The 22,090-nt window shown below is 63.2% G+C and carries 18 protein-coding genes and 2 pseudogenes; 12 read left to right on the plus strand and 8 right to left on the minus strand.

The features are described from left to right. The first annotated feature begins 120 nt into the window (after nt 1-120). Together QCE64_RS17455 and QCE64_RS17460 are read left to right on the plus strand one after the other, a co-directional pair. The gene (locus QCE64_RS17455) at nt 121-1,218 is read left to right on the plus strand and encodes a redoxin domain-containing protein (RefSeq protein WP_310005056.1); all 1,098 of its coding nucleotides are present in this window, start codon (nt 121-123) and stop codon (nt 1,216-1,218) included. A gap of 52 nt (nt 1,219-1,270) precedes the next feature. After that, nucleotides 1,271-2,104, plus strand: coding sequence for a hypothetical protein (locus QCE64_RS17460; protein WP_310005058.1), 834 nt, complete (start codon nt 1,271-1,273; stop codon nt 2,102-2,104). Between the two features lie 42 nt (nt 2,105-2,146). Here the strand turns inward: QCE64_RS17460 and QCE64_RS17465 are convergent, their stop codons facing one another. The 3 genes and pseudogenes from QCE64_RS17465 to QCE64_RS17475 all read right to left on the minus strand — a co-directional run. After that, a complete protein-coding gene (locus QCE64_RS17465) occupies nt 2,147-3,175 on the minus strand; it encodes a methionine synthase (protein WP_309935478.1) in 1,029 nt (342 codons plus the stop codon). A gap of 26 nt (nt 3,176-3,201) precedes the next feature. Then, complete coding sequence (locus QCE64_RS17470; protein ID WP_310005797.1) at nt 3,202-4,185, minus strand: DUF1852 domain-containing protein; 984 nt, start codon at nt 4,183-4,185, stop codon at nt 3,202-3,204. A gap of 431 nt (nt 4,186-4,616) precedes the next feature. Continuing rightward, a pseudogene (locus QCE64_RS17475) lies at nt 4,617-4,763 on the minus strand (LysR family transcriptional regulator); the annotation flags it as partial. A 1-nt stretch (nt 4,764) separates the two neighbouring features. On the opposite strand from QCE64_RS17475, the pseudogene QCE64_RS17480 reads away from it, so the two are divergent. Beyond that, nucleotides 4,765-4,997 (plus strand): annotated as a pseudogene (locus QCE64_RS17480) (cupin domain-containing protein); the annotation flags it as partial. Here the strand turns inward: QCE64_RS17480 and QCE64_RS17485 are convergent. Next, nucleotides 4,982-5,941 (minus strand): LysR family transcriptional regulator, encoded by a 960-nt coding sequence (locus tag QCE64_RS17485; RefSeq protein WP_309921786.1) that lies wholly within the window; start codon nt 5,939-5,941, stop codon nt 4,982-4,984. The pseudogene QCE64_RS17480 and the gene QCE64_RS17485 sit on opposite strands and share 16 nt — an antisense overlap. A 104-nt stretch (nt 5,942-6,045) precedes the next feature. Between QCE64_RS17485 and QCE64_RS17490 the strand changes: the two genes are divergently transcribed. Beyond that, nucleotides 6,046-9,588, plus strand: a complete 3,543-nt coding sequence (locus tag QCE64_RS17490) for an ABC transporter ATP-binding protein (RefSeq protein WP_310005060.1) — start codon at nt 6,046-6,048, stop codon at nt 9,586-9,588. Between the two features lie 206 nt (nt 9,589-9,794). Continuing rightward, complete coding sequence (locus tag QCE64_RS17495; protein WP_310005062.1) at nt 9,795-10,442, plus strand: isochorismatase family protein; 648 nt, start codon at nt 9,795-9,797, stop codon at nt 10,440-10,442. Between the two features lies 1 nt (nt 10,443). Here the strand turns inward: QCE64_RS17495 and QCE64_RS17500 are convergent, their stop codons facing one another. Then, a complete protein-coding gene (locus tag QCE64_RS17500) occupies nt 10,444-10,962 on the minus strand; it encodes a cytochrome P460 family protein (RefSeq protein ID WP_309935479.1) in 519 nt (172 codons plus the stop codon). Between the two features lie 183 nt (nt 10,963-11,145). On the opposite strand from QCE64_RS17500, the gene QCE64_RS17505 reads away from it, so the two are divergent. Then, entirely contained in the window at nt 11,146-12,792 is a 1,647-nt protein-coding gene (locus tag QCE64_RS17505; protein ID WP_309813179.1) for an ATP-binding cassette domain-containing protein, read from the plus strand. Nucleotides 12,793-12,814: 22 nt separating this feature from the next. Here the strand turns inward: QCE64_RS17505 and QCE64_RS17510 are convergent, their stop codons facing one another. Then, nucleotides 12,815-13,339 (minus strand): carbonic anhydrase, encoded by a 525-nt coding sequence (locus tag QCE64_RS17510; protein ID WP_310005064.1) that lies wholly within the window; start codon nt 13,337-13,339, stop codon nt 12,815-12,817. A 249-nt stretch (nt 13,340-13,588) separates the two neighbouring features. Between QCE64_RS17510 and QCE64_RS17515 the strand changes: the two genes are divergently transcribed. From QCE64_RS17515 to QCE64_RS17535, 5 genes are all read left to right on the plus strand, one after another. Further along, on the plus strand, nt 13,589-14,434 hold the full coding sequence (locus QCE64_RS17515; protein ID WP_310005066.1) for a helix-turn-helix transcriptional regulator: 846 nt from the start codon (nt 13,589-13,591) through the stop codon (nt 14,432-14,434). Between the two features lies 1 nt (nt 14,435). Further along, nucleotides 14,436-15,311 (plus strand): LysR family transcriptional regulator, encoded by an 876-nt coding sequence (locus QCE64_RS17520; RefSeq protein WP_309921806.1) that lies wholly within the window; start codon nt 14,436-14,438, stop codon nt 15,309-15,311. A gap of 119 nt (nt 15,312-15,430) precedes the next feature. Then, nucleotides 15,431-16,447 carry a succinylglutamate desuccinylase/aspartoacylase family protein gene (locus QCE64_RS17525; protein WP_310005068.1) on the plus strand — a complete coding sequence of 339 codons (1,017 nt, stop codon included), beginning with the start codon at nt 15,431-15,433 and terminating at the stop codon, nt 16,445-16,447. Between the two features lie 29 nt (nt 16,448-16,476). Further along, nucleotides 16,477-17,859 carry an MFS transporter gene (locus QCE64_RS17530; RefSeq protein WP_310005070.1) on the plus strand — a complete coding sequence of 461 codons (1,383 nt, stop codon included), beginning with the start codon at nt 16,477-16,479 and terminating at the stop codon, nt 17,857-17,859. Further along, nucleotides 17,856-18,731 carry an MBL fold metallo-hydrolase gene (locus QCE64_RS17535; protein ID WP_310005072.1) on the plus strand — a complete coding sequence of 292 codons (876 nt, stop codon included), beginning with the start codon at nt 17,856-17,858 and terminating at the stop codon, nt 18,729-18,731. The genes QCE64_RS17530 and QCE64_RS17535 overlap by 4 nt, the downstream gene beginning before the upstream one ends. A 17-nt stretch (nt 18,732-18,748) precedes the next feature. Here the strand turns inward: QCE64_RS17535 and QCE64_RS17540 are convergent, their stop codons facing one another. Beyond that, complete coding sequence (locus tag QCE64_RS17540; protein WP_310005075.1) at nt 18,749-19,621, minus strand: DMT family transporter; 873 nt, start codon at nt 19,619-19,621, stop codon at nt 18,749-18,751. Between the two features lie 134 nt (nt 19,622-19,755). Between QCE64_RS17540 and QCE64_RS17545 the strand changes: the two genes are divergently transcribed. Further along, a complete protein-coding gene (locus tag QCE64_RS17545; RefSeq protein ID WP_309935486.1) occupies nt 19,756-20,607 on the plus strand; it encodes a LysR family transcriptional regulator in 852 nt (283 codons plus the stop codon). Between the two features lie 58 nt (nt 20,608-20,665). On the opposite strand, the gene QCE64_RS17550 is transcribed toward QCE64_RS17545, so the two are convergent. Next, nucleotides 20,666-22,066 carry an FAD-dependent oxidoreductase gene (locus QCE64_RS17550; protein WP_310005077.1) on the minus strand — a complete coding sequence of 467 codons (1,401 nt, stop codon included), beginning with the start codon at nt 22,064-22,066 and terminating at the stop codon, nt 20,666-20,668. Between the last annotated feature and the right edge of the window lie 24 nt (nt 22,067-22,090).

The raw sequence follows: 22,090 nt of genomic DNA on the forward strand, positions 1-22,090 counted from the left end.
CAAGACGCTTGTGAGTGGACTTCAAAGACGGCCGATAAGGCTTGACAGACGTCGCCTCGTGGGACTATTACCATCTCATCCAAGCCGGTTCTTGTAGCCGAAGCCTCGAATGAGTTTCCCATGACGACACTCCTGGTCTTCGCTGTAGTCTTGCCCTGGTTACTCATCGTCTTTGGCTGCTGGTTTGGCTATCAGCTGCTGCGTCAACACGGACGAATCTTGCTGAGCCTGGAAGCGCTCGAGAAGGGCTTTCAGGGCGGACTCGCTGAGCCGCCCGGTCCCGCATCGGCTGCACTGAACGGCCTCTCGCCGGGCTCCATCGCTCCGGATTTCGAATTGCCTGATCTTTCCGGAACGCTTCACCGGCTCTCGGCGTTTCGAGGCCGTCCTGTCCTGCTCATCTTCTTCAATCCGGCCTGCAGTTTCTGCACGAGCATGATGCCGGAGCTGAGTGCCTTCTCGCGTGAGGGCGAAGGCAGCAAGCCAATGCCGCTGGTGATAACCACAGGAGAAGCCGAGGTCAACCGTCAGATCTTCCGGACCCACGGCTTCGAAGGCCCGGTGCTGCTGCAAGAACAAATGGAAGTGGCCGCGCAGTATCGCGCGCACGGTACGCCGGTGGGCTACCTGATCGACGAGGCGGGAAGCGTCGCCAGCGAATTGGCCATGGGCGCGGCAGCCTTGCTGGCGTTAGCGACCCCTCAAGCCGTTGAGGAGCCGGACAGCGGGCATCCGGCCGCTCGGGGAAACAAGCCCCTGGAGAAAAGCCGGCTCAACCGCAGCGGCCTCAAAGCCGGAACGCCTGCGCCGAATTTCCGCTTGCCGAGCCTCGATGGAGAGGAGCGAGCCCTTGAGGATTTCCGGGGCAGGCGCGTGTTGCTGGTCTTCACCGACCCGGCTTGTGGCCCATGCGAGCGTCTGGCGCCGCATCTGGAACGCGTGCATCGGGAGCAAAAAGACGTGCTGGTGCTCATGGTGAGCCGGCAGGACGCAGAAACCAACCGCCAGAAGGTGGCCAAGCTGGGATTGACGTTCCTGGTGGTGCTGCAGAGAAACTGGGAGGTCTCGCTCCAGTACGCGACCTTCGCTACGCCGGTGGGCTATCTCATCGATGAGCGTGGAGTACTCGAATCAGATGTCGCGGAAGGATCCGATGCCATATTGGCCCTGGCAGACAGCCAGAGCGCGCTTTCAAACCGCGCTGAAAGTCTTTTGTGATTGAGCGATTGAATTCTCGGAACGCAATGCCTACCGATTCCAGGACGCCGCCATGAAAACCCGCCCCGCCAATTCAAATGCAACGGACCATCGATTCGATGCCTGGACCAAGGCCGTGGCGCGCAAGCCGGCCCGGCGCAGAACCTTGCAACTGATAGGCGGTGGTTTGTTTGGGGCGTTCCTGACTTCGCTCGGGTCGAGAAGCCGGGCTGCAAGCAGTACTGCCGCCGCTGCTTCCAGCGCCTCGCTCACTGCCGGCGCCGCCGATAACATCGCGGCTGCTTTGGCGAACAATGGGCTTGCGATCTGCCGCAACCAGGAGTACGCGTTATGCGCGGGTGTCCAATGCTTCGTGTACAACAGCGTGGCCTATTGCCGCTGCAACGTGTTGTATGGCGACAGCGTGAGCCGCCGCTTGTCCTATTCCGGCGGGGACGTTTGCAATGTGAATGCCGAGGGTTCCAGCAACGGTTTCGTCGTGAGCACGTTCAGCGTTCCCCCGGCAAGCGTAGGGCCCTCCGGAACCCGAGCGCTCTACTTCTGCCCCCCATCGTCAAAGTCCGGCGCCTATGCCTCATGCGATGGCGGCATCTGTTTCGCGAGCACACGAGGCCAATCGTTCCCGGGCCTCGGCCGGCTCGGACAGGACCAGATCGTGTGTTCCTGTCCGATTGCGAGCGGCGCTTCAGGCCAGGCGGCCAAGGTAGGCCACCAGATCTTCGGCCCCCACCCGTGCCAGGTCTCCTTCTTCGAGAACTGCACGAGCGCCGGCGCCAGCGGGGACAACGGTACGATCATCTACGAAGGCGCACCTGCAGGCTCGTACGAAATTGGCGCCTTCGTGTTGAACCGCGCACCTGCGCACTTCAACATGTGTCTTCCATAGCGGCAGCCTTGCGAAGGGTGCCTTTCGTGCTGTGGCCTTCGCTTAGTTCGTGAGTTCTTTTCGAACGATTTCCGCGCCCGCACTCAAGGCACTCAGCTTGCCTCTCGCGATAGCACGCGACAATGGCGCCATGCCGCAGTTAGTGCAGGGATAGAGCTTGTCGGCATCCACGAACTGCAGCGCCTTGCGCAACGTGCTGGCGACTTCTTCGGCGGTTTCGATGGTATCGCTTGCCACATCGATGGCGCCCACCATCACCTTCTTCCCCCGAATGAGCTCGATCAGTTCCATGGGAACGTGCGAGTTGTGACATTCCAGCGAAACCATGTCGATACTGGACTTCTGCAGCTTCGGGAAGGCTTCCTCGTATTGCCGCCACTCCGATCCCAGTGTCTTCTTCCAGTCCGTATTGGCCTTGATGCCATAGCCATAGCAAATATGCACGGCGGTCTCGCACTTGAGACCTTCGATCGCCCGCTCCAGCGTGGCGACGCCCCATTCATTCACCTCATCGAAGAACACATTGAAGGCGGGCTCGTCGAACTGGATGATGTCGACGCCGGCGGCCTCCAACTCTTTGGCTTCCTCGTTCAGTATCTTGGCGAACTCCCAGGCGAGCTTTTCGCGACTCTTGTAATGATCGTCGTAAAGCGTATCGATCATGGTCATCGGGCCTGGCAACGCCCATTTGATGGGCTGCGTGGTCTGCTGGCGCAGGAACCTGGCATCGTCAACGAAAACCGGCTTTTGCCGGGCGACTGCATCAACGACCGTCGGCACGCTGGCATCATAGCGATCACGAATGCGGACGGTCTTGCGATTTTCGAAATCGACGCCGCTGAGGTGCTCGATAAACGTGGTCACGAAATGCTGGCGCGTTTGCTCGCCATCACTGACGATATCGATGCCCGCATGTTGCTGTTCCTGCAACGACAAACGCAAGGCATCCTGTTTGCCTTCAATCAAGCCTTGTTCCTGCAATTTCCAGGGTGACCAGAGTTTCTCGGGTTCTGCAAGCCAGGAGGGTTTGGGCAAGCTGCCGGCAGTGGAGGTGGGTAGCAGTTTTTTCACGGTAGACGATCTTGCGTTGTTGTTATTCAAAGAGCGTAGTCAGCGGACCACTGCTCGAGGACGGCCTGGTAAGGTTTGATGAATTGCTCTTCAACAAACCGTCCCTGCTCGATAGCCAGCCGGCTGCGTTCTTCCCGATCGTAGACAATTCGAGTCAAGGAAAAATCCTGGTGTTTCAAGCTGGGCTGATAGAATTTTCCTGCCGGAGAATTCGCGTTGTAGATCTCGGGCCGATAAATCTTCTGGAAGCTATCCATCGTGCTGATGGTGCTGATCAGTTCGAGGTTGGTGTAATCAGAAAGCAGATCGCCAGTGAAGTAGAAGGCCAGAGGCGCAACGCTGTTCGCGGGCATGAAATAGCGAACCTTCAAGCCCATTTTTTCGAAATATTCGTCCGTCAGGGAGTAGGCATCCTGCTGGTATTCGACGCCCAGTACAGGGTGCCGGTTCGCAGTCCGCCGATACGTCTTGCTGCTCGAAACACTAAGGCATATCACGGGCGGCTTGGCGAAGTGCGCCTTGTAAGCGCGTGAATTGATGAAACTCTTGAACAGGTTCCCATGCAGGTCGCCGAAATTGTCGGGTGTGCTGAAGCCAGTCCGGCTCTTGTTATGTTCCAGCAATACCACGCTGAAGTCATAATCCCGCACATAAGACGAAAAATTATTGCCCGCGATGCCTTCGATGATCTTATGGGTCTTCCGGTCGAGAATGCTCGTTTTCAGTATTTCGATCAAAGGCAGCGCATTCGACCTGCTTTCACCGCCAAGGTCCATCTCCACGGAAATGATATCCAGCTTGACGGAATACCGATCACCTTCAGGATTGTCCCAATGCGCCAGTGCATTGAAACGATTGTCGATCATCGTGAACGTATTGCGCAAGTTATCCTGGCGACTCGTTCCTCTCGCCAGGTTGGCAAAATTGGTCGTGATTCGCGTATTGTCCGCAGGATGATAGTCTTCATCGAAGCGGATGCTGTTTATGGCAAATTTGATCTCTTTACTCATCGTGACCTGCACCCTGATTTCTGATTTGAAACCCGCATCTGTCCGTTGCTGGTTCAATGCTTCGCGCATCTCTTCAGAAGGGAACTGACTGGCAGCGATGATATAGTTTAAGACGCATGAATAAAAATGGATTTATTTCATGCAAGCATCAAATTTGTTCATGGATGGGGGCGTGGTGGATTCGTCACGCGGTCGAGAAGCTGGAGCAGCAGCCCGGTAGGCTGGTACGGGCGCGCGAGCTTTCTGCAACGATCAGGCTCATCGAGAGCGTGGGCGTCCCGACCATCCAGAAGTGCGTGCTGGCGACCGGCGATCGGGTGCCCGCACATCTCAATGCGACAGGCCGAGGTCTGCTCGGCCCGCGCGCACGTAACGGACTCAATCACATCCACCCGCTGAACCGGCTTGCAGTGAACGATGCAGCCGTGAGCGTCGGGATAGTCCGGCAGCACGCGAGCGATGCGCGGCCAGAGAATCGTATCGATTGCATAGTCGGTGGCGGTGATGCGAATGGTCCCGGCGGGCTTGTCGCGCGTTTCGATCACTGCGGCAAGTTCACTCTCGATCTCTTCGAGGCGCTGGACGCAATGTGAAGGCGGTCCATTGTGGAGATGCGCGCGGGCGACGTGATCTGGTGTCCTCCGGGGCACAAGCATTGGCACGGTGCGTCGTTGACCACGTCGGTTACGCACATCGCCATTCAGGAGGCGCTCGACGGGAAAAATGTCGAGTGGTTAGAACCGGTGACGGACGAGCAATATCTCGTTGGACCATCAGGGCAGTGCGATCCCCGAACTCACAACCCTTCCTGAGCCACATGCATCGACCGGACATCATCCGCCCGTGCAGGAGTCGCCATTACGACTTCCTCGGTGCCGGGAGAGGCCGCCTCCGCATGCAGAAAACGAATCAGCGGCTCCAGAAGCGGATGCGGCTCGTGCGGGTTCCGGCGCACCACGAAGCGCCATGACGCCAGCTTCGCGCCGCCGTGCAGAAGCGGTACGAGCCGGCCGCTGCGCAGTTCGGGATCGATCAGCGGAACACGGCCCAGCGCTATGCCCGCACCGCCCAGCGCCGCGCCGATCACCTGGCTGAAGCTGCTGTAGCGGACGATCTTCGACTCGAAATCGGCCGGCAGGGTGAACGCGGAGGTCCAGTTGCGCCACTCGATCTCCGGGCTTGCCTCGTGCATCTCCTGCAGCAAGCGGCTGCGGCACACCGACTTCGACGCGAACGGATACATCTCGGGACTGCACACCGGGAATACCGTCTCGCGCAGCAGCACGTCGTCGTCTGGTTTCAGATTGCCTTCATGCACGTGGACGATGGCGAGATCCACGCCGGTGCGCACGAACTCCGGTTCGCCATCGAGCACGACCGCGTTGATCGGGAAATGCGGATGCATCGACGAGAACTGGGCGAGCCGCCGCGCAAGCCACATCGAGGAGAACGGCGCGTTCGCCGACACAGTGAGTTGCCGCGCTGCGCCGCGAATGTCGTTGCAGGCGTCGCCGATGAGCGCGAGCGCGCTGCTGGCGGCAGGCAAGAGCCGCGCGCCCGCAGGCGTGACACGGATGCCGCCCAGACCGGTGCTGCGTTCCAGCAGCCGCGCGCCCAGTGCTTCCTCCAGCGCGCGAATCTGATGACTGACCGCGCTGGTCGAGACGTTCAGCTCCGCCGCCGCGCGTGCGAAGCCCCCGAGCCGGACGGCTGCTTCGAAAGCGCGCAGGGTGTTGAGCGGAGGAAGACGGGTCATGGGGGTAGTGTAAGTTATTCAACACCCCCATGAGAAATGATCTTTTGCCGGCGGCTCGCGCCGCGCGTAACGTGTCGCCACGCTGTCGGACAGGGGAGAGAGCAATGTATTTCGATGCGCGGCTGTGGGCCATGATGGCGGGTTTGCGCTGGCGGGTCGCGGCGGCCATCGGGCTGGGCTTGCTCGCGATGGGCGTGGGCATCCTGCGCTTCGTGTTTCTCGGGCGCGTGCTCGCGCTGGTGTTCGCGGGCGCGCCGCTGCGCAGCCTGGCGCTCGCGGTCGGCGCGGCCGCGCTCTGCGTGCTGCTGCGCGCGTGGCTGGAACACTGCCGCGCGACACTCGCGCAGCGCACGGCCGGCCAGCTTCAGGCGCGGCTGCGTGAGCGGCTGTTCGACCAGATCGCGGCGCTCGGGCCGGCCTGGTTTGGCGCGGAACGCACGGGCGGCGTGATGCTTGCGGTCGTCGATGGCGTAGAGCAGTTGCAGACCTTCTTCGGCGCCTATCTGCCGCAACTCGCAATCGCGGCCTGCGCGCCGGTGATGATCTTCGCGGTGCTGGCGTGGTGGGACGTGCCGACGGCATCCGTGCTGCTGGTCGCCGCGCTCGTCACGCTTGCCTTGCCGCAACTCATTCACCGCGCCGACAAGCGGGCGGCGCTCGCGCGTGCCGGCGCCTTCAAGGCATTCGGCGAAGAGTTCCTCGATGCCGTGCAAGGCCTGCCGACGCTCAAGGCGTTCGGCCAGAGCGGCGCGTTCGGCGAGAAACTCGCGAACAAGGCCCGGGCGCTGTCCGACAGCACCTTCTGGGTGCTCGCGCTGGGGCTGCTGACGCGGCTGTTCACGGACCTGGGCATCGGCCTCGGCGCGGCGGCGGCCATCGGTCTCGGCGCCTGGCGCGTGCAACACGGCGCGATGAGCCTGGAGGCGCTGCTCATCGTGCTGATGGCGGGCAGCGAGATCTTCCGGCCGCTGCGCGATCTGCGCGGCGTGCTGCATCAGGGGATGATCGGTCAGTCGGCGGCGAATGCCATTCACGCCTTGCTCGATGCGCGTGGGGCGCAATCCCCTGTCGCCACTGCGCCGCGTGTCGACGGTCTGAAGCCCGAGATCGCGTTCGACGGCGTGACGTTCTCTTATCCGGGGCGCCGCGTGGATGCCCACACGGGGCTGACGTTCACGATCGGCGAGGGCGAGAAAGTGGCGATCGTCGGCCCGAGCGGCGCGGGCAAGTCGACGGTCGTGCGCCTGCTGTTGCGGCAGCACGATGCGGCGCATGGTGCGATCCGCATCGGCGGTCACGACGTGCGCTCGCTCGATGCCGGGCAAGTGCGCTCGATGATCGCGGTCGTCGCACAGGATGCGACGCTGTTCGACGGCACCATCGCCGACAATCTGCGTCTCGGCCGTCCCGATGCCAGCGATGCCGACATGTTCGAGGCCGCGCGCGCCGCGAACGCCCACGACTTCATCTCCGCGTTGCCGGCGGGTTACGCGACCCGGATCGGCGAGCGTGGACTGATGCTGTCGGGCGGACAGCGCCAGCGTATCGCGATCGCCCGCGCGCTCCTGCGCGACGCGCCGATCCTCGTGCTCGACGAGGCGCTGTCATCGGTGGATGCGGAAAACGAAGCGCTGATCCAGCAGGCGCTCGACCGGCTCACGCGCGGACGCACGACCCTGATTCTCGCGCACCGGCTCTCCAGCGTGATCGGCGCGGACCGGATTCTCGTGCTCGACCATGGCCGCGTCGCCGAAGCGGGGACGCACGCCACGCTGATACGGCAGGACGGGCCGTATCGCCGGCTGATGCAGCCGCAGATGGAAGCGGCGGGCGAAGCAGGGGTCGTGGCGGCCCCCGCGAAGACCGCCGCCCGTGCCGCATCCGGACTGCCGGTTCGCCCGCTCGACGAAGATGCCGCGAAGATCGGCTGGCCCGAAACCCTGCAAACCCTGCTGCGTTTCGTCGCGCCGTGGAAACCGAAGGTCGCGCTGACCGTGCTGTGCGGAGTCGGCCGGGTGCTGGCCTTCATCGGCGTGGGTATCGTGGGCGCGCTGGTGGTGGCGGAAGTGTCGGCCGGGCAGCCATTCCATGCGATGCTCGTCGCGCTCGCGATTCTTGCGCCGCTCGCCGCGGTCTTGCACTGGCTGGAATCGTGGTTCGCGCACGATATGGCGTACCGGCTGCTCGCTGAAATGCGCATCGCACTCTATGGGTGGCTCGAACGGCTCGCGCCCGCCGGGCTGCTGCGCCGCCGCTCCGGCGATCTGGTCGCGCTCGCGACGCAGGATGTGGAGACCATCGAGTATTTTTACGCGCACACGCTCGCGCCTGCGTTCGTCGCCGTGCTGGTGCCGCTCGGCGTCCTGGCGCTGCTTGCCGCCGTCGCGTGGCCGCTCGCCGTGATCCTGCTGCCGTTCCTGCTGTGGGCGGGACTGGCGCCGGTGCTGGCGCGGCGCGATATCGATTCGCTCGGCACCGAGGCCCGCGAAGCGCTCGGGCAGCTCGGCGCGCATCTGACGGAGACGATCCAGGGGCTCGCGGAACTGACTGCATTCGAGGCGCTCGGGCAACGCCGCGCGGCCTTCGGCGCTGACGTCGATACGTATCGGCATAAGCGCGCCCGACTGCTCGCCGATCTGTCCCTGCAGAGCGCCGCGCTGGAGGCCGCGAGCGGTCTCGGCGGGCTCGCGGTCGCGGCGCTCGGCGGCTGGCTGTGTCTGCGCGGCTGGTTTCCGCACGAAACCTTGCCGTTGCTGGTGCTCGTGGCGGTCGCCGCGTTCATGCCGGTCGGCGAGATCGGCCAGGTGGCCCGTCAACTCGCGGACACCATCGCGTCGACACGGCGCCTGCGCGCCATCGAGAAAGAGCCGGCGGCCGTGACCGACGGCCATCTCGACATGCCCGCCGATGCCACCGTGCGTTTCGACAACACGCGCTTCACGTATCCGGGCCGCGCGGCGCCCGCCATCGACGGCATGAGCTTCGACGTGGCGCCGGGCAGCACGATCGCGCTCGTTGGCGCGTCGGGCGCGGGCAAATCGACGGTGGCGAATCTGCTGTTGCGCTTCTGGGATCCGCAACAGGGCGCCATCACGCTGGGCGGGACGGACCTGCGCGCGCTCAGGCTCGATGCGTTGCGCCAGCATATTGCGCTGGTCGCGCAGGATACGTATCTGTTCAACGACACGCTCGAAGCCAATATTCGCCTGGCGGGCAACGATGCATCGGACGCGGATGTCTGGCGCGCGGTGCAGCGTGCGGCGCTGGGCGATTTCATCGAGCGCTTGCCGGAAGGACTGGCGACGCGCGTCGGCGAGCGCGGCGTACAGTTGTCAGGCGGCCAGCGTCAGCGTATTGCGATCGCGCGTGCCTTCCTGAAAGATGCGCCGATCCTGATTCTCGATGAAGCGACATCGCACCTCGACACCGTCAGCGAGCAGCAGATTCGCGCGGCGCTGGAGGAATTGATGGTGCAGCGCACGTCCATTGTCATCGCGCACCGGCTTTCGACCATCCGGAATGCGGACGCCATTCTGGTGATCGAGAACGGCCGCGTGATCGAAGCGGGAACGCACGATCAGTTGCTTGCGCGGCAAGGGGCGTATGCGCGGCTGATTGCGCATCAGGCAAGCGCGGTGGCGTTGTGAACGGGAGCGCATGGCGCATACCTCAGCGCGCCCCAGAATCTTTGCTATAACTGAATACGCATCCGCTGCTCCCGGTCGAGCGTGCGGCGGGTGGTCCGCTCCCTGTTCAGCCGGAGCGTCGAACCTTTTCCTTCGAAGACGTGATCTGAACAATTCCGGCGAGAGCGCCCGAGCGGCCCCTTCAACCCTCGTGAAAAGGCCTTGCGATGAATTTCGATCGAAGCGATACGGCGGTGGTCTTCATCGATCCGCAGAACGACGTTCTGAGTCCTTCCGGCAAGAACTGGGGCGCGGTAGGCGCAAGCGTCACAGAGAACAAGACCGTTGAGAACATGCTGAAGATATTCGCAACGGCAAAAGCTTCAGACTTCAATGTCTTCATCTCGCCGCATTACTTCTATCCGACCGATCGTGCGTGGAACTTCAATGGTCCGCTGGAAGCCGACGAGTTCGCCACCGGCACGTTCTCACGCGAAGGTGCGTTGAACCTGTCGGGTTTCCAGGGATCCGGCGCGGACTGGCTCGACGAATTCAAACCCTACATCGATGACGGGCGTACTGTCGTCGTGAGTCCCCACAAGGTCTTCGGGCCGCAAACCAACGACCTCGTATTGCAACTGCGCAAACGCAACATGCGCCGGGTGATCCTCGGCGGCATGCTCGCCAACATGTGTGTCGAGGCGCACTTGCGGGATCTGCTCGAACAGGGCTTCGAGGTGTGCGTCGTCGCCGATGCGACTGCGGGGCCGCGTCATCCCGTGTGGGGAGATGGCTACAAGGCCGCGATGATCAACTACGCGTTTCTCGCCCACGCGGTGGCGCCCACTGCCGAGGTCATCGCGGGAATGAGCTGATCTACTTCGAGTAAGTCGTGAAGACCTGGTCCGCGGCGGCCGGCAATTTCGCGTGGCAGGCAAAGCAGCTATTGATGATCTTCACGCCAGGATTGGCCTTGCCGTTCTCAAACTGCCCATAGCCCCATCCGCCCGTACTCGCGTAGCGCTTCGAGTCCTTGACCTCGACCTGGACGTTGGTGGGCGCGCCTGCAACAAACGACTGTTCACGGCCAAAGATGGCGTTGTTTCGATCGGATGAAACATACTCGTAGGCGAGCCGCACGATGATGGAGCCGTCCGGGAAGGGCAGCTTTCCTTCCCTGAGCGCTTTCATCGCAATGTCGTTGCCGAGGATGCCGCGAATATCGTTGTTGTTGCCGGCTTCATGCGCAACGCTGATGAATTGCCAGTCGCGATAGCCTGGAGGAAGCGCAACGCCGAACACCGGCGAGGTGCTTTCCTGGGCCGTGCCCGATAGCGGAAACGAAGCGGCGAGCGACGTCGATATCAACGTCAGGGCGATCAGGTGTCGAGTCATCTCAAGGATTCTCCGCTGCGAAGGCGCACCGTTCGAGCCGGTTCGAAACTAGTCTTGCGATCCACCCTTGTCAAGGTCAGGCCGCGGTGCACCCGTGATTCGGTGCCCAGGCGCAAGTCAGGAATTTGACCGGTCGGTACGCCCGGTCGGCTATCATGCCTGTCCCCTCCGAAGTTGCCTCTTATGATTTCCGTCCGTAATGTCACGCTCCGCCGCGGCGTCAATGTCGTTCTCGACCGCGCATCCGTCACTTTTACTCCCGGCGAGAAGATTGGTCTGGTTGGCCGCAATGGCGCCGGCAAGTCGTCCTTCTTCGGTCTTCTCAACGGCACGCTGCACGAAGACGGCGGCGAGTTCTCCATTCCGGCTGCATGGAAGATGGGCCAGGTCGCGCAGGACATGCCGGAAACGGAGCAGAGCGCAACGGACTTCGTCATCGAAGGCGACACGCTGCTGCTCGCCGCGCAAGCCGAAGTCACCGCCGCCGAGGCCGACGACGACGGCATGCGCATGGCGCACGCCTACATGGCCTTGCACGACGCCGGTGCACACGATGCCCCCGCACGGGCGCAGGCGCTGATCCTGGGGCTGGGCTTCACGGCTGCGCAGCTCGAACAGCCGGTCAACAGTTTCTCGGGCGGCTGGCGCATGCGGCTGCAACTCGCGCGCGCACTGATGTGTCCGTCCGACCTGCTGCTACTGGACGAGCCGACCAATCACCTGGATCTCGACGCGCTGGTCTGGCTGGAAGCATGGCTCAAGCGCTATCAGGGCACGCTGGTGGTCATCAGCCACGATCGGGAATTCCTCGACGCGGTGACTCAGGTGACGGTGCACGTCGACAATGCGAAGCTCGTGCGCTACGGCGGCAATTACAGCAAGTTCGAAGACATGCGCGCTGAGCAGCTCGAGTTGCAGCAGGCCGCGATGGCGAAGCAGGCGGAGAAGATCGCCCACCTGCAGAAGTTCATCGACCGTTTCAAGGCCAAGGCCTCGAAGGCAAAGCAGGCGCAGAGCCGGGTCAAGGCGCTCGAACGCATGGAGAAGATCGCCCCCGTCCTGGCCGACGCCGAGTTCACGTTCGAATTCAAGGAGCCGCTCAATGTTCCGAATCCGTTGCTGTCGATGTCGGAGGCGAGCTTCGGCTATCCGGCGCAGACCGGCACGGCGCCGACGGTCATCGTGCGAGGCATCAACCGCTCCGTGCTGGCCGGGCAACGCATCGGCATTCTTGGCGCCAACGGGCAGGGCAAGTCCACGCTGGTTAAGACGCTGGCGCACGAGCTGGCGCCGATTGCCGGCGAGATCAGCGAGGGCAAGGGCCTGAACATCGGCTACTTCGCGCAGCAGGAACTGGACGTCTTGCGCCCGCTCGACACGCCGATGGAACACATGATCCGTCTTGCCCGGGACACGCCGCCGCATCTGCGCGCGCCCGGCCAGAGCGGCACCGAGCAATCGCTGCGCACTTTCCTCGGCACCTTCAACTTCAGCGGCGACACCGTGCATCAGGCGGTCGGCACGATGAGCGGCGGCGAAAAGGCGCGCCTCGTGCTATGCATGATCGTGTGGCAGCGTCCCAACTTGCTGCTGCTCGACGAGCCGACCAATCACCTCGACCTCGCCACGCGCGAAGCATTGGGCATGGCGCTCAACGAGTTCGAAGGCACGGTGATGCTGGTCAGTCACGATCGATCGCTCTTGCGTGCCGTATGCGACGAGTTCTGGCTCGTCACCAAGGGCGGCGTCGAGCCCTTCGACGGGGATCTCGACGATTACCAGCAGTTCCTGCGCGAGGAAGCGCGGCGGATGCGCGAAGAGGCGGCCTGAACGTAACGCGACAGGCCTTGTTTCAGGCAGGAATGTCGCGCACCACTTCGATCAGATCGGCGCCGTTCATTTCATGGAAGAAGCCGTATAGCTGAACGTGCTTGGGCACGGCGGGGCTGTCGCGCAGCAGCTTCACATCGTGCTTGAGGGAATCCTCGAAGTTCATGATCGCGAGACTTTCGTGATCGAACATCGTTGAGATGTCGGCGTGATGACACGCGTGGAACTTGCCGATCAGCTGGTCGGGCCTGAAACCCGTCGCGCCGCAGAAGGAGTGATGCACCACGACGACCTTCTGGACATTGAAGAGATAGTCCATGGTCGCGACGGATTGCAATGCCGATGCAGCGCGCCCCGCGGCACAGTACACGGCGAACAGCGTGCGCGTGTGACCGACCCTGTTGCCCTGTTCGTCGAGAATATTCTGTCCGGGCCAGACCTCGTCGCCGAAGTGTTCGGCCACGATCTGCGGGACTTCGCTCGCACGCGGGTCGAACCAGCAGATCACCATCGAGATATTCCGCGAACCACCAGGTGCGATGGACATGTGCCATCATCGCCCTTGAATGGACTCGCTCGACGAGCGCCCTGGCGTGGCGCGTATGTTCTGAATCCGGAGCGGTGAATGCGCCGATCGTGACGGGTTCTTCCATTGCATCCTCAATACAATACGTGCCCGCCATTCTGGCGTTTTCACGGTGGTCCTCTCAATTACCCGGCGGGTAATCAAGGCGCCCAGTCAACGCGGAGTGAGATCGAGATGGTCTAAGCGAATCCGGCATCCAGGAATACCCGATTGGGCACGGGCGAACTGCTCAGATACTGGCGCGATGTTCGTCGATGCACGCAGCTGAACCTGTCGCTGATGAGCGGCGTGTCGCAGCGGCACATCAGCTTTATCGAAAGTGGCCGGAGTTCTCCAAGCCGGCACACGCTTCTGGATCTCGCCGAATCGCTCGATATTCCTTTGCGGGATCGCAACAGCCTGTTGCTCTCGGCGGGTTTTGCACCGATGTATCCGGAGGGCACTTGGGAAGACGAGGACATGATGGGCGTGACGACCGCGCTCAAGCGGATGCTGCATTACGCGGAACCGTATCCGGCTGTGGTCATGGACCGCTACTGGAACGTGCTCATGACCAACGATGCACTGCCGCGCCTGTTCAACTGTTTCACGAATGCTTCGGCTTGGGGCGAGCCTCATAACATTCTGCATGCTATTTTTGATCCCGCGCGGCTTCGGCCGCATATCGCGGGATGGAACGATCTGGCGATCAGCCTCATTCAGCGCGTGTATCGCGAGGCAGTGGGGCGGCATGTGGACGAGCAGACACTCGCGTTGCTCGAGAGCTTGCTCGGCTATCCCGGTGTGCCTGCGGAATGGAAGAACCCACGAGGGCTCGAGTCGGTGATGACGTCGCCTGTTGTGCCGCTTGCGCTCACCAAAGACGGTCGGACGCTGCGATTCTTTTCTATGGTTACCACGGTTGGAACGCCGCAGACCGTCGCCGGGCAGGAGTTGAGGCTGGAGTGCATGCTGCCGGTCGATGCTGAAACCGAGCGCTTGCACCGGGCGCTGATGGAGCGGGAGTTGAGCGCTCGCGGCTCGCAAAACGAAACTATCGGATCGGGCAGGAAATGACATGGAGCTTCGGCATCTTCGCTATTTCATCGCGGTCGCGGAGCTGCGCAGCGTGCGGGCCGCATCCGAGCACCTGCATGTGACGCAACCGGCGATATCCCGGCAAATCCAGGATCTCGAAGACGCGATTGGCGCAACGCTGTTCGAGCGGACATCGCGTGGCCTCAAGCTGACGCCGGCAGGCGACGCGTATCTCTCCGAGGCGCGCGACATTCTCGCGCGCGTCGATACCGCCAATCGCCTCGCGCGCCGCATCGCGTCCGGCGTGCAAGGTCATCTGCGTATCGGCTTTGTCGAGAACGCTGCGTGGAGCGGCATCGTTTCGCGGGCGCTGAGCGAATTCGAACAGGCCGCCCCGGATGTCGCGCTCGAACTCACGCCGATGAACACGCCTGAACAGCTCGATGCGTTGGCGGCGGGACGCCTCGACGGCGGGTTTGCCTATCGCTTCGGCGCGCTGCCGGAAGGCATCGGGAGCGTGCATGTGCTCGACCAGAGCGTCGTGCTCGCAGTGCCGGAATCGTGGCCGCAGGGCAGCGCGGGCGCCGTCGACACGCACGAGCTCGCCGGCAAACCGTTCATCGCGTTTCCGCGCCGCGTCTATCCCGCCTATTACGACCGCCTGCTTTCCGCATGCGCCGAACGGGGACTGACGCTCGATATCCGCCAGGAGGCATCGACGGAAACGGCGATTCTTTCGCTGGTATCGGCGGGACTGGGCGCGGCCATCGTCAACGCCGCAAATCGCGACCGGCCGCCCGCGCGTGTGCGCTTCGTCGAATTGCGCGATCTCTCCGTGTCCTTGCCGCTCGAATTCTGTTTCATCGCGCAGGAAGGCAATCCCGCGCTGAGGCGGTTCGTCGAACTGCTGGGCTAGTGGCTCGACCGTTCGGCGAGTGATGCCTGGGAAGCATCACTCGCCGCAGAAAACGGCATTGGCCGGACGTTTTTTCATCGCCGATAGTAAAGACACCCCAGCTCTTTACCGATCGCGCCATGTCCACATCCGCCTCGCTCATCGCCACCGACGTCGACTTCGAACGAACGGGCTTCCAGACGGGAACGCTGCGTCTGCCTTACTCACACGACCGCTCGGCATACGGACACGTGCCCATTCCGCTCGCCGTGCTCAACGCCGGCGCCGGCACGGGTCCGACCATCCTGCTGACAGGCGGTAGTCACGGCGACGAGTACGAAGGCCCCGTCGCACTGATGAAGCTGATGCAGCACATGCCGTCCATGTCGATACGTGGCCGCCTGATCGTGATTCCCGCGCTGAACTTTCCGGCCTTCATCAACGGCACACGCACGTCGCCGATCGATCGCGGCAACCTGAACCGGCTGTTCCCTGGCGCGCGCAACGGCTCGCCTACGGAAATGATCGCGCATTACGTGGAGACCGAACTGCTGTCGCGCGCGGATGTCGCGATAGACCTGCATGCCGGCGGCGCATCTTTCGAACACGCACCGACGCTGCTTGCGTCGCCGCCCGCCGATCCCGAACGGCGCGCGTTGTATATGGATCTGGTCCGTGAATTCGGCGCACCGCACACGATGATCATGGACCTGCTCGGCGAGGACCGCACCATGGCAGCGGCTGCAGAACGTCACGGCAAGCTCTTCCTGTGCGGGGAGTTCGGTGGACATGCCGGCTGCGATGCGGCGAACCTTGCGCTTGTGGAAAGCGGCTTGCAGCGCGTGTTGCAGCGGCTGGGCGTGATACCGGATGCCGCGGTCGCGGCGCCCCGCAACACGCGCTTTCTGCGAGTTGACGGGGCACGCCATTACGTGTTCGCGCCGCTTGCCGGTGTTTTCGAACCGGCGTTCAGGCTCGGCGATCAGGTGCGCGAAGGTCAACTCGCCGGACGCCTGTTCGATCCGCATCGCCCGTGGCAGGCCCCGCTCGATCTCGCGTTTCGTGGCGATGGCATCGTGATGTGCCTGCGGACTTTTGCACGCGTCGAACCCGGCGACTGCATCGCGCTGCTCGCTTCCGAAACGAATGCCGACTGAGCCAGGCTCATCAACCCCAGGAACCGTATATGAGCGATCACTCCATGTCGAGCCAGTCCGCTGCCGACGCCGCACGCATGACGCCCGCCGTCAGCGTGGGCCATCCCGTGTATATCGTGCTGCTGTTCTTCGTCTGCTTCGCGTTTTCGTATCTGGACCGCCAGGTCGTCAGCATTCTCGTGCAGCCCATCAAGCAGTCGCTTGCGCTGACCGATACGCAAATCGGCTTGCTGCAAGGGTTTTCGTTCACGATCTGTTATGCCACGGCAGGTGTGTTCGTCGCGCGCCTCGTCGATCGCGGCAACCGCGTCAAGCTCATTGCTGCATGCATCGCGATCTGGGCAATCTCGACGGCGGCGTGCGGCTTCGCGAGCAACTTCACGGAACTGCTCGTCGCGCGGGCGGGAACCGCAGTCGCAGAGGCCGCGTTGAGCCCCGCCGCGCTGTCCATCTTCAGTGATATCTTTGCACCCCGCCGTGTCGCGCGCGCAAGCAGCGTCTTCATGCTCGGGCCGTACGTCGGCGGCGGCGCTGCGTTGTTCGGCGGGGGCATGCTGTTGTCGGCAGCGGCGGATCATCGCAACGCATGGCTCAGTGCACACGGCCTGGCGCCGTGGCAAGCGGTGTTCGTTGCAGTCGGTCTGCCAGGTCTGTTGCTGGCCGCGCTCGTGGCGTTCACGGTCCGCGAACCGGCGAGACGCGAGGCGGGCCCGCACGGCGCGCATAGGCACGACGAGATGCCCTCGCTGCGCGACGTCCTTGTCGAACTGTTTGTGCGCAATCGCTTCTGCCTGCCGTACTTTGCGGCTTATGTTGCGCTGATCACGCTGTTCTATTCGCATGCCGCGTGGTTCCCGACCTTGCTGATGCGGCAGTTTCACCTCGCACCGAAAGTAGTCGGACAGATGGCGGCGCCCGCGTACATGATCGGCGGCATGCTCGGCGTCGGATGTGCGGGTCTGCTCGCGACCCGCGTCACCGACGACACCGCGTTGCGCAAGGTGCTCGGCTTCTCCGCATGCGCCGTTGCATTGCTGGCGCCTGCCGCCATTGCGATGCCGCTCGTCGCCAGCAGCGAGCTTGCGCTCGTACTCTATGGCGTAAGCGCATTGACGGCCAGTATCGCGATGGGACTGGCGCCCGTGCCGCTGCAGATCGCCATGCCCAATCGCATGCGGGGCCGTTCGCTTGCCTTGCTTGTCTTCATGACCAATGCGATCAGCGGCGGTGTGGGGCCGCTGTCGGTTGGCTATCTCAACGAGCATCTGGGAGCGACGGGCGCCAGCCTCGGCATGTCGCTGGCGATCGTCGGCGGCGCATCGGCGCTTGCGAGCGCCATGCTCTATGCGGTGGCAACTCGCAGAGTGACAGGCAGGCTTTCACATTGCCAACAGGAGGACGACAGGCCATGAAACCCGCTTCGCAAGTCCATCATGTCGGCGCGGCGACCATCACGCGTGTCGATGAAACCCGCTTCGCGCTCGCTCCGGACCTGCTGTTTCCCGCGTGGAATGCGGACCACGGACGAGCACTGGCCGAGCGCTTCTCCCCTGACACGCTCGACCTTGCCCATGCGCGCGTGCCGCTGAAGACCCATCTCTGGGTCGTCGAAATCGATGGCATGACGATCGTCGTCGATACGGGAATCGGCAATGGCAAGTCGCGGCCATTCAGCGCGCTGTTCGACATGCTCGACAACCCCGTGCTCGAACGACTCGAAGCAGCGGGCTTTTCGCGAGACAAGGTGGATTACGTGTTGCTCACGCATTTGCATGTGGATCACGTGGGCTGGAATACGCATTGGCAGGACGGCCGCTGGGCGCCGGTGTTTCTGCATGCGTCGTACGTCTTCGGCGAGCGAGAACGTGACTTTCTGCTCGGGCCCGAAGGCGAATCGCGCCGCAGGGTGTTCGAGGACAGCGTGCTTCCCGTCATCGAGTCCGGTCAGGCGCGTGTCGTACCGGACAAGGGCGATGCGATTCTCGACGGCATCCGCTTCCTGCCGACCTTCGGACACAGTAGCGGGCATATGGCGATCGAGATCCGTTCGCGCGGTGAAACGGCGCTCTTCTCCGGCGATGTGATGCACAGTGCGGTGCAGGTGCATCGACCGGAATGGGATTCGATGTTCTGTCTCGACCGGCAGCAGGCGCGTGCCTCGCGCAGGCGTCTGCTGGAACATGCAGCGGAGACGGACGCCACCGTATTCGCAGCACATTTCGCCGAGACATCAGCGGGAACCGTGACGCGAACCGCGCAAGGATTCGAGTGGCGTTATGCGTGAACGAATGTCATGTCCGGTCAGGCGGCATTGCCGCTGCGGCGATTGACGACAAGAAGTATTCCCACGCCGGACATCAGCGTGCCCAATCCCATCAGCCACGATAGCGGCTCGCCGAACATGACATGTGCCCAGATCAGCGTGACGGGCGGACTCAGGAACAGCACGCTCGTTGCGCGCGCAGACGAGGACCGCCGCAGACATGCCCAATAAAGGCCGCAGCCGCCGAGGGTCGCGAGGATAGCCGTCCACGCGACGCTCGCGGCGAACCCGGCGGACAGGATCGGGGTGATCGGGCCTTGAGATGCCTGCAACGCGACAAAGATCGGGCACGATACGACGCTCTGCAACCAGAGCATGCCGAGCGGACTCAGGGTGCCGTCACGCGAGGAACGTTGCTGCCAGACGGTGCCCGCCGCGAGCGACAGCATTCCCGCGACCGGCAGAGCATAGACCCATGCAGGCGCTTGACCGAGCGAAAGAGCATCGCGACAGACGACCAGCGTCCCCGAGAGACCGAGTCCCAGGCCCGCCCAGACGATAGCGGGACTCCGCTCGCGAAACAGACAAGTGGAAATCAGCACCACTCCCACCGGCAGCAGATCCGCGATGAGCGCAGCAAGACCGGCGGGCACGCCAAGCTCAACGCCGCCCGCGACGCCTGCAAGATAGCCCGCCATCGCCAATACGCCGATACAGGCCTGGCGGACCAGCACGGGCCGCGCGGTGCGCCGCATCTCTCGCGCCACGAACGGAAGCAGGGCGATGGAGAGCGCGACGAAGCGCCATAACGTGACCAGATAGACCGGCGCGTAATCCGCCGAAAACCGCATGCCGATAAAGCCCGAACTCCATGTGAGCACCATCGCCGCTTCGAGCAACGGAAGCGGCACGGAGTTTCGTTGCGATGCGCGTTCGTTCGTACAGGTGGTCTCCATGCGCCCACATTAGCGCGCCGCTGTCGTTTCGAAAATTAAAATATACTGATCCGGTTGTTCAAGAACGTTAAATCACCCGGGACCTTGCGATGACCACGGTGCTAGACATCGAACTGCTGCGGACTTTTCATGCGGTTGCGCGGCTGGGCCGCTTCCGGGCCGCGGCTGAGCACGTCAACCGGAGCCCGGCGGCGGTGAGCCTGCACATCCAGCGCCTCGAAGCGGCGACGGGCGGCAGGCTGCTGGAGCGGGACAACCAGTCGGTCACGCTGACCGTGCTGGGCAAGCGGCTGCTGTCGAGCACGAGCGAGTTGCTGGCGGCTCACGACCGGATCGTCGACGAGATCAAGGGAAAGCGGCTGGCGGGTCGCGTCGTGCTCGGCATCCCCGACGAATATGCGGCTCATGTGATTCACGACATCCTGCCGGACTTCGCGACCCGCTGGCCTGACGTGGTGCTCGAAGTCATGGCCGCGCCGAGCTACAAGCTTCGCGATCAACTCGCGCGCGGCAAGCTCGACGTGGCGATCTTCGTTCAACCCGCGCACCGAAGCAGATCCGCGCACGTACTGACCCTCACGACGCCCGTCTGGGTCGGCAGTCCGACCTTTGCTCTCGACGATACCCGTCCAGTCCCATTGGCGCTCTATGCCGAGCCTTGTCCCTACCGGTTGGCGATGACAGAGGCACTGGAAGCCGCGGGGCGCAAGTGGCGTGTGGTGCTCGCAAGCGGATCGACGCACGTCATCAAGGCATGCGTGGAATCCGGGCTCGCGGTGACCTTGCTCGACCGTGCACGCGTCACGGCGGACATGCGCGTGCTGGACGGCCTTCCACCTGTAGGCGACCACGAAGTCGTGTTGATGCGCAATGACACCGGACGCGCGACCGAGGCGATCGACCTGCTCATGTCGGCGCTACGGCAGCAGTTCCGGCTTTAGAGCGGGGCAGTGCGGCGCATGATGCGCGTCGGGCACCATGCGCTTGACTACGCTTCATTCACTCGCCGGCTCGTGCAGGCACCCTCGACAGAAGCGGCCCGAGTCCTTCGGCGATCGTCAGGTGAGAGATCACGGCATCACGAAGCTTGGGGTAGGGAAGCGCTGCGATCATCGCTGTCTGTATCGTCGCCATGACTTCGCCCGCTTCGGAGCCGATCATGGTGAAGCCCAGTATGCGATCGTCGCTCGCGCTGACGATGACCTTCATGAAGCCTCGGGTCTCGTCGGTAGCTTCGGTCCTGAGCACGTTGTTCATCGGCAGTGTCGCGATCCGCACCTGAACGCCTTGTCGTTGCGCGTCGCCTTCGTTGATGCCGACGCGTGCGAGCGGTGGATCGGTGAACAGCGTGTACGGAATCAGTCGATCCGCCGTGCTTCGATTGCCGCCGGCGAGGTTGTCGCGCACGATCCTGAAGTCATCGACCGACACATGCGTAAATTGCGGACTACCCGCGACCTCGCCAATGGCCCACACATCGGGCGCCGACGTCTCCAGCCGTTCGTTCACGCGAATGTATCCGCGCTCGTCGAGCTGTATGCCTGCGTGTTCCAGCCCGATGTCCGCCGTGTTGGGAACGCGACCCGTGGCAACCAGAATGTCGCTCCCGTCCAGTTCGCGCTGGCCAGAAGGCGTCTGCACCGTCACCCGGACCTGTGTGCCGGATCGCCCAGTGACGCCGAGGGTCCGGGCTTCCAGCACCACGTCGATGCCTTCCGCACGCAGGATGCGCAGCATCTCCGCGCCGACGTCCGCATCTTCGCGCGCCATCAGTCGCGCACCGTGCTCGACGATGGTCACGCGACTGCCGAAGCGTCGATATGCCTGCGCCATCTCCACGCCGATATAGCCGCCGCCCAGCACGATCAGGTGTGCGGGCGCGCGGTCGAGATCGAGCGCGCCGATATGCGTCAGCGGTTCGGCCGCGCGCAGTCCCGCTATGTCGGGAATGGCCGCGTGAGTCCCGACGTTCACGACGACCTGCTTGCCGCTGAGCGTGCGCGTGCCGCCATCGTTCAACTGCACCTGAATCGTCTTCGGTGCGACGAACCGGCCAACACCCATGATCAACTCGGCGCCGCTTTCGGCGTACGCCTGGACGTGGAACGCGGCTTCGCGTTCCACCATCTTCTGCTTGCGATCGCGGACCTTCGTCATGTCGATGTCGACCGGGCCCGTGATCGCGCCGAAGTTGGCGGCATGGCGCGCGAGGTGAGCCACGCGCGCGCTCCAGACCTCGTTCTTGCTCGGCAAACAAGCGACCGCCGGACATGATCCGCCTACCCATTGACGCTCGACCACCGCCACGCGCTGACCGGATCGGCCCAGATGCCAGGCCAGCAGCTTGCCGCCTTGACCGCTACCCAGGATCAACGTATCGAACTGTTCGATTTGAGACATGATGTTCTCCAAGCCTGCGATGGA

Source organism: Caballeronia sp. LZ043 (assembly GCF_031451075.1).
Taxonomy (GTDB): Bacteria; Pseudomonadota; Gammaproteobacteria; order Burkholderiales; family Burkholderiaceae; genus Caballeronia.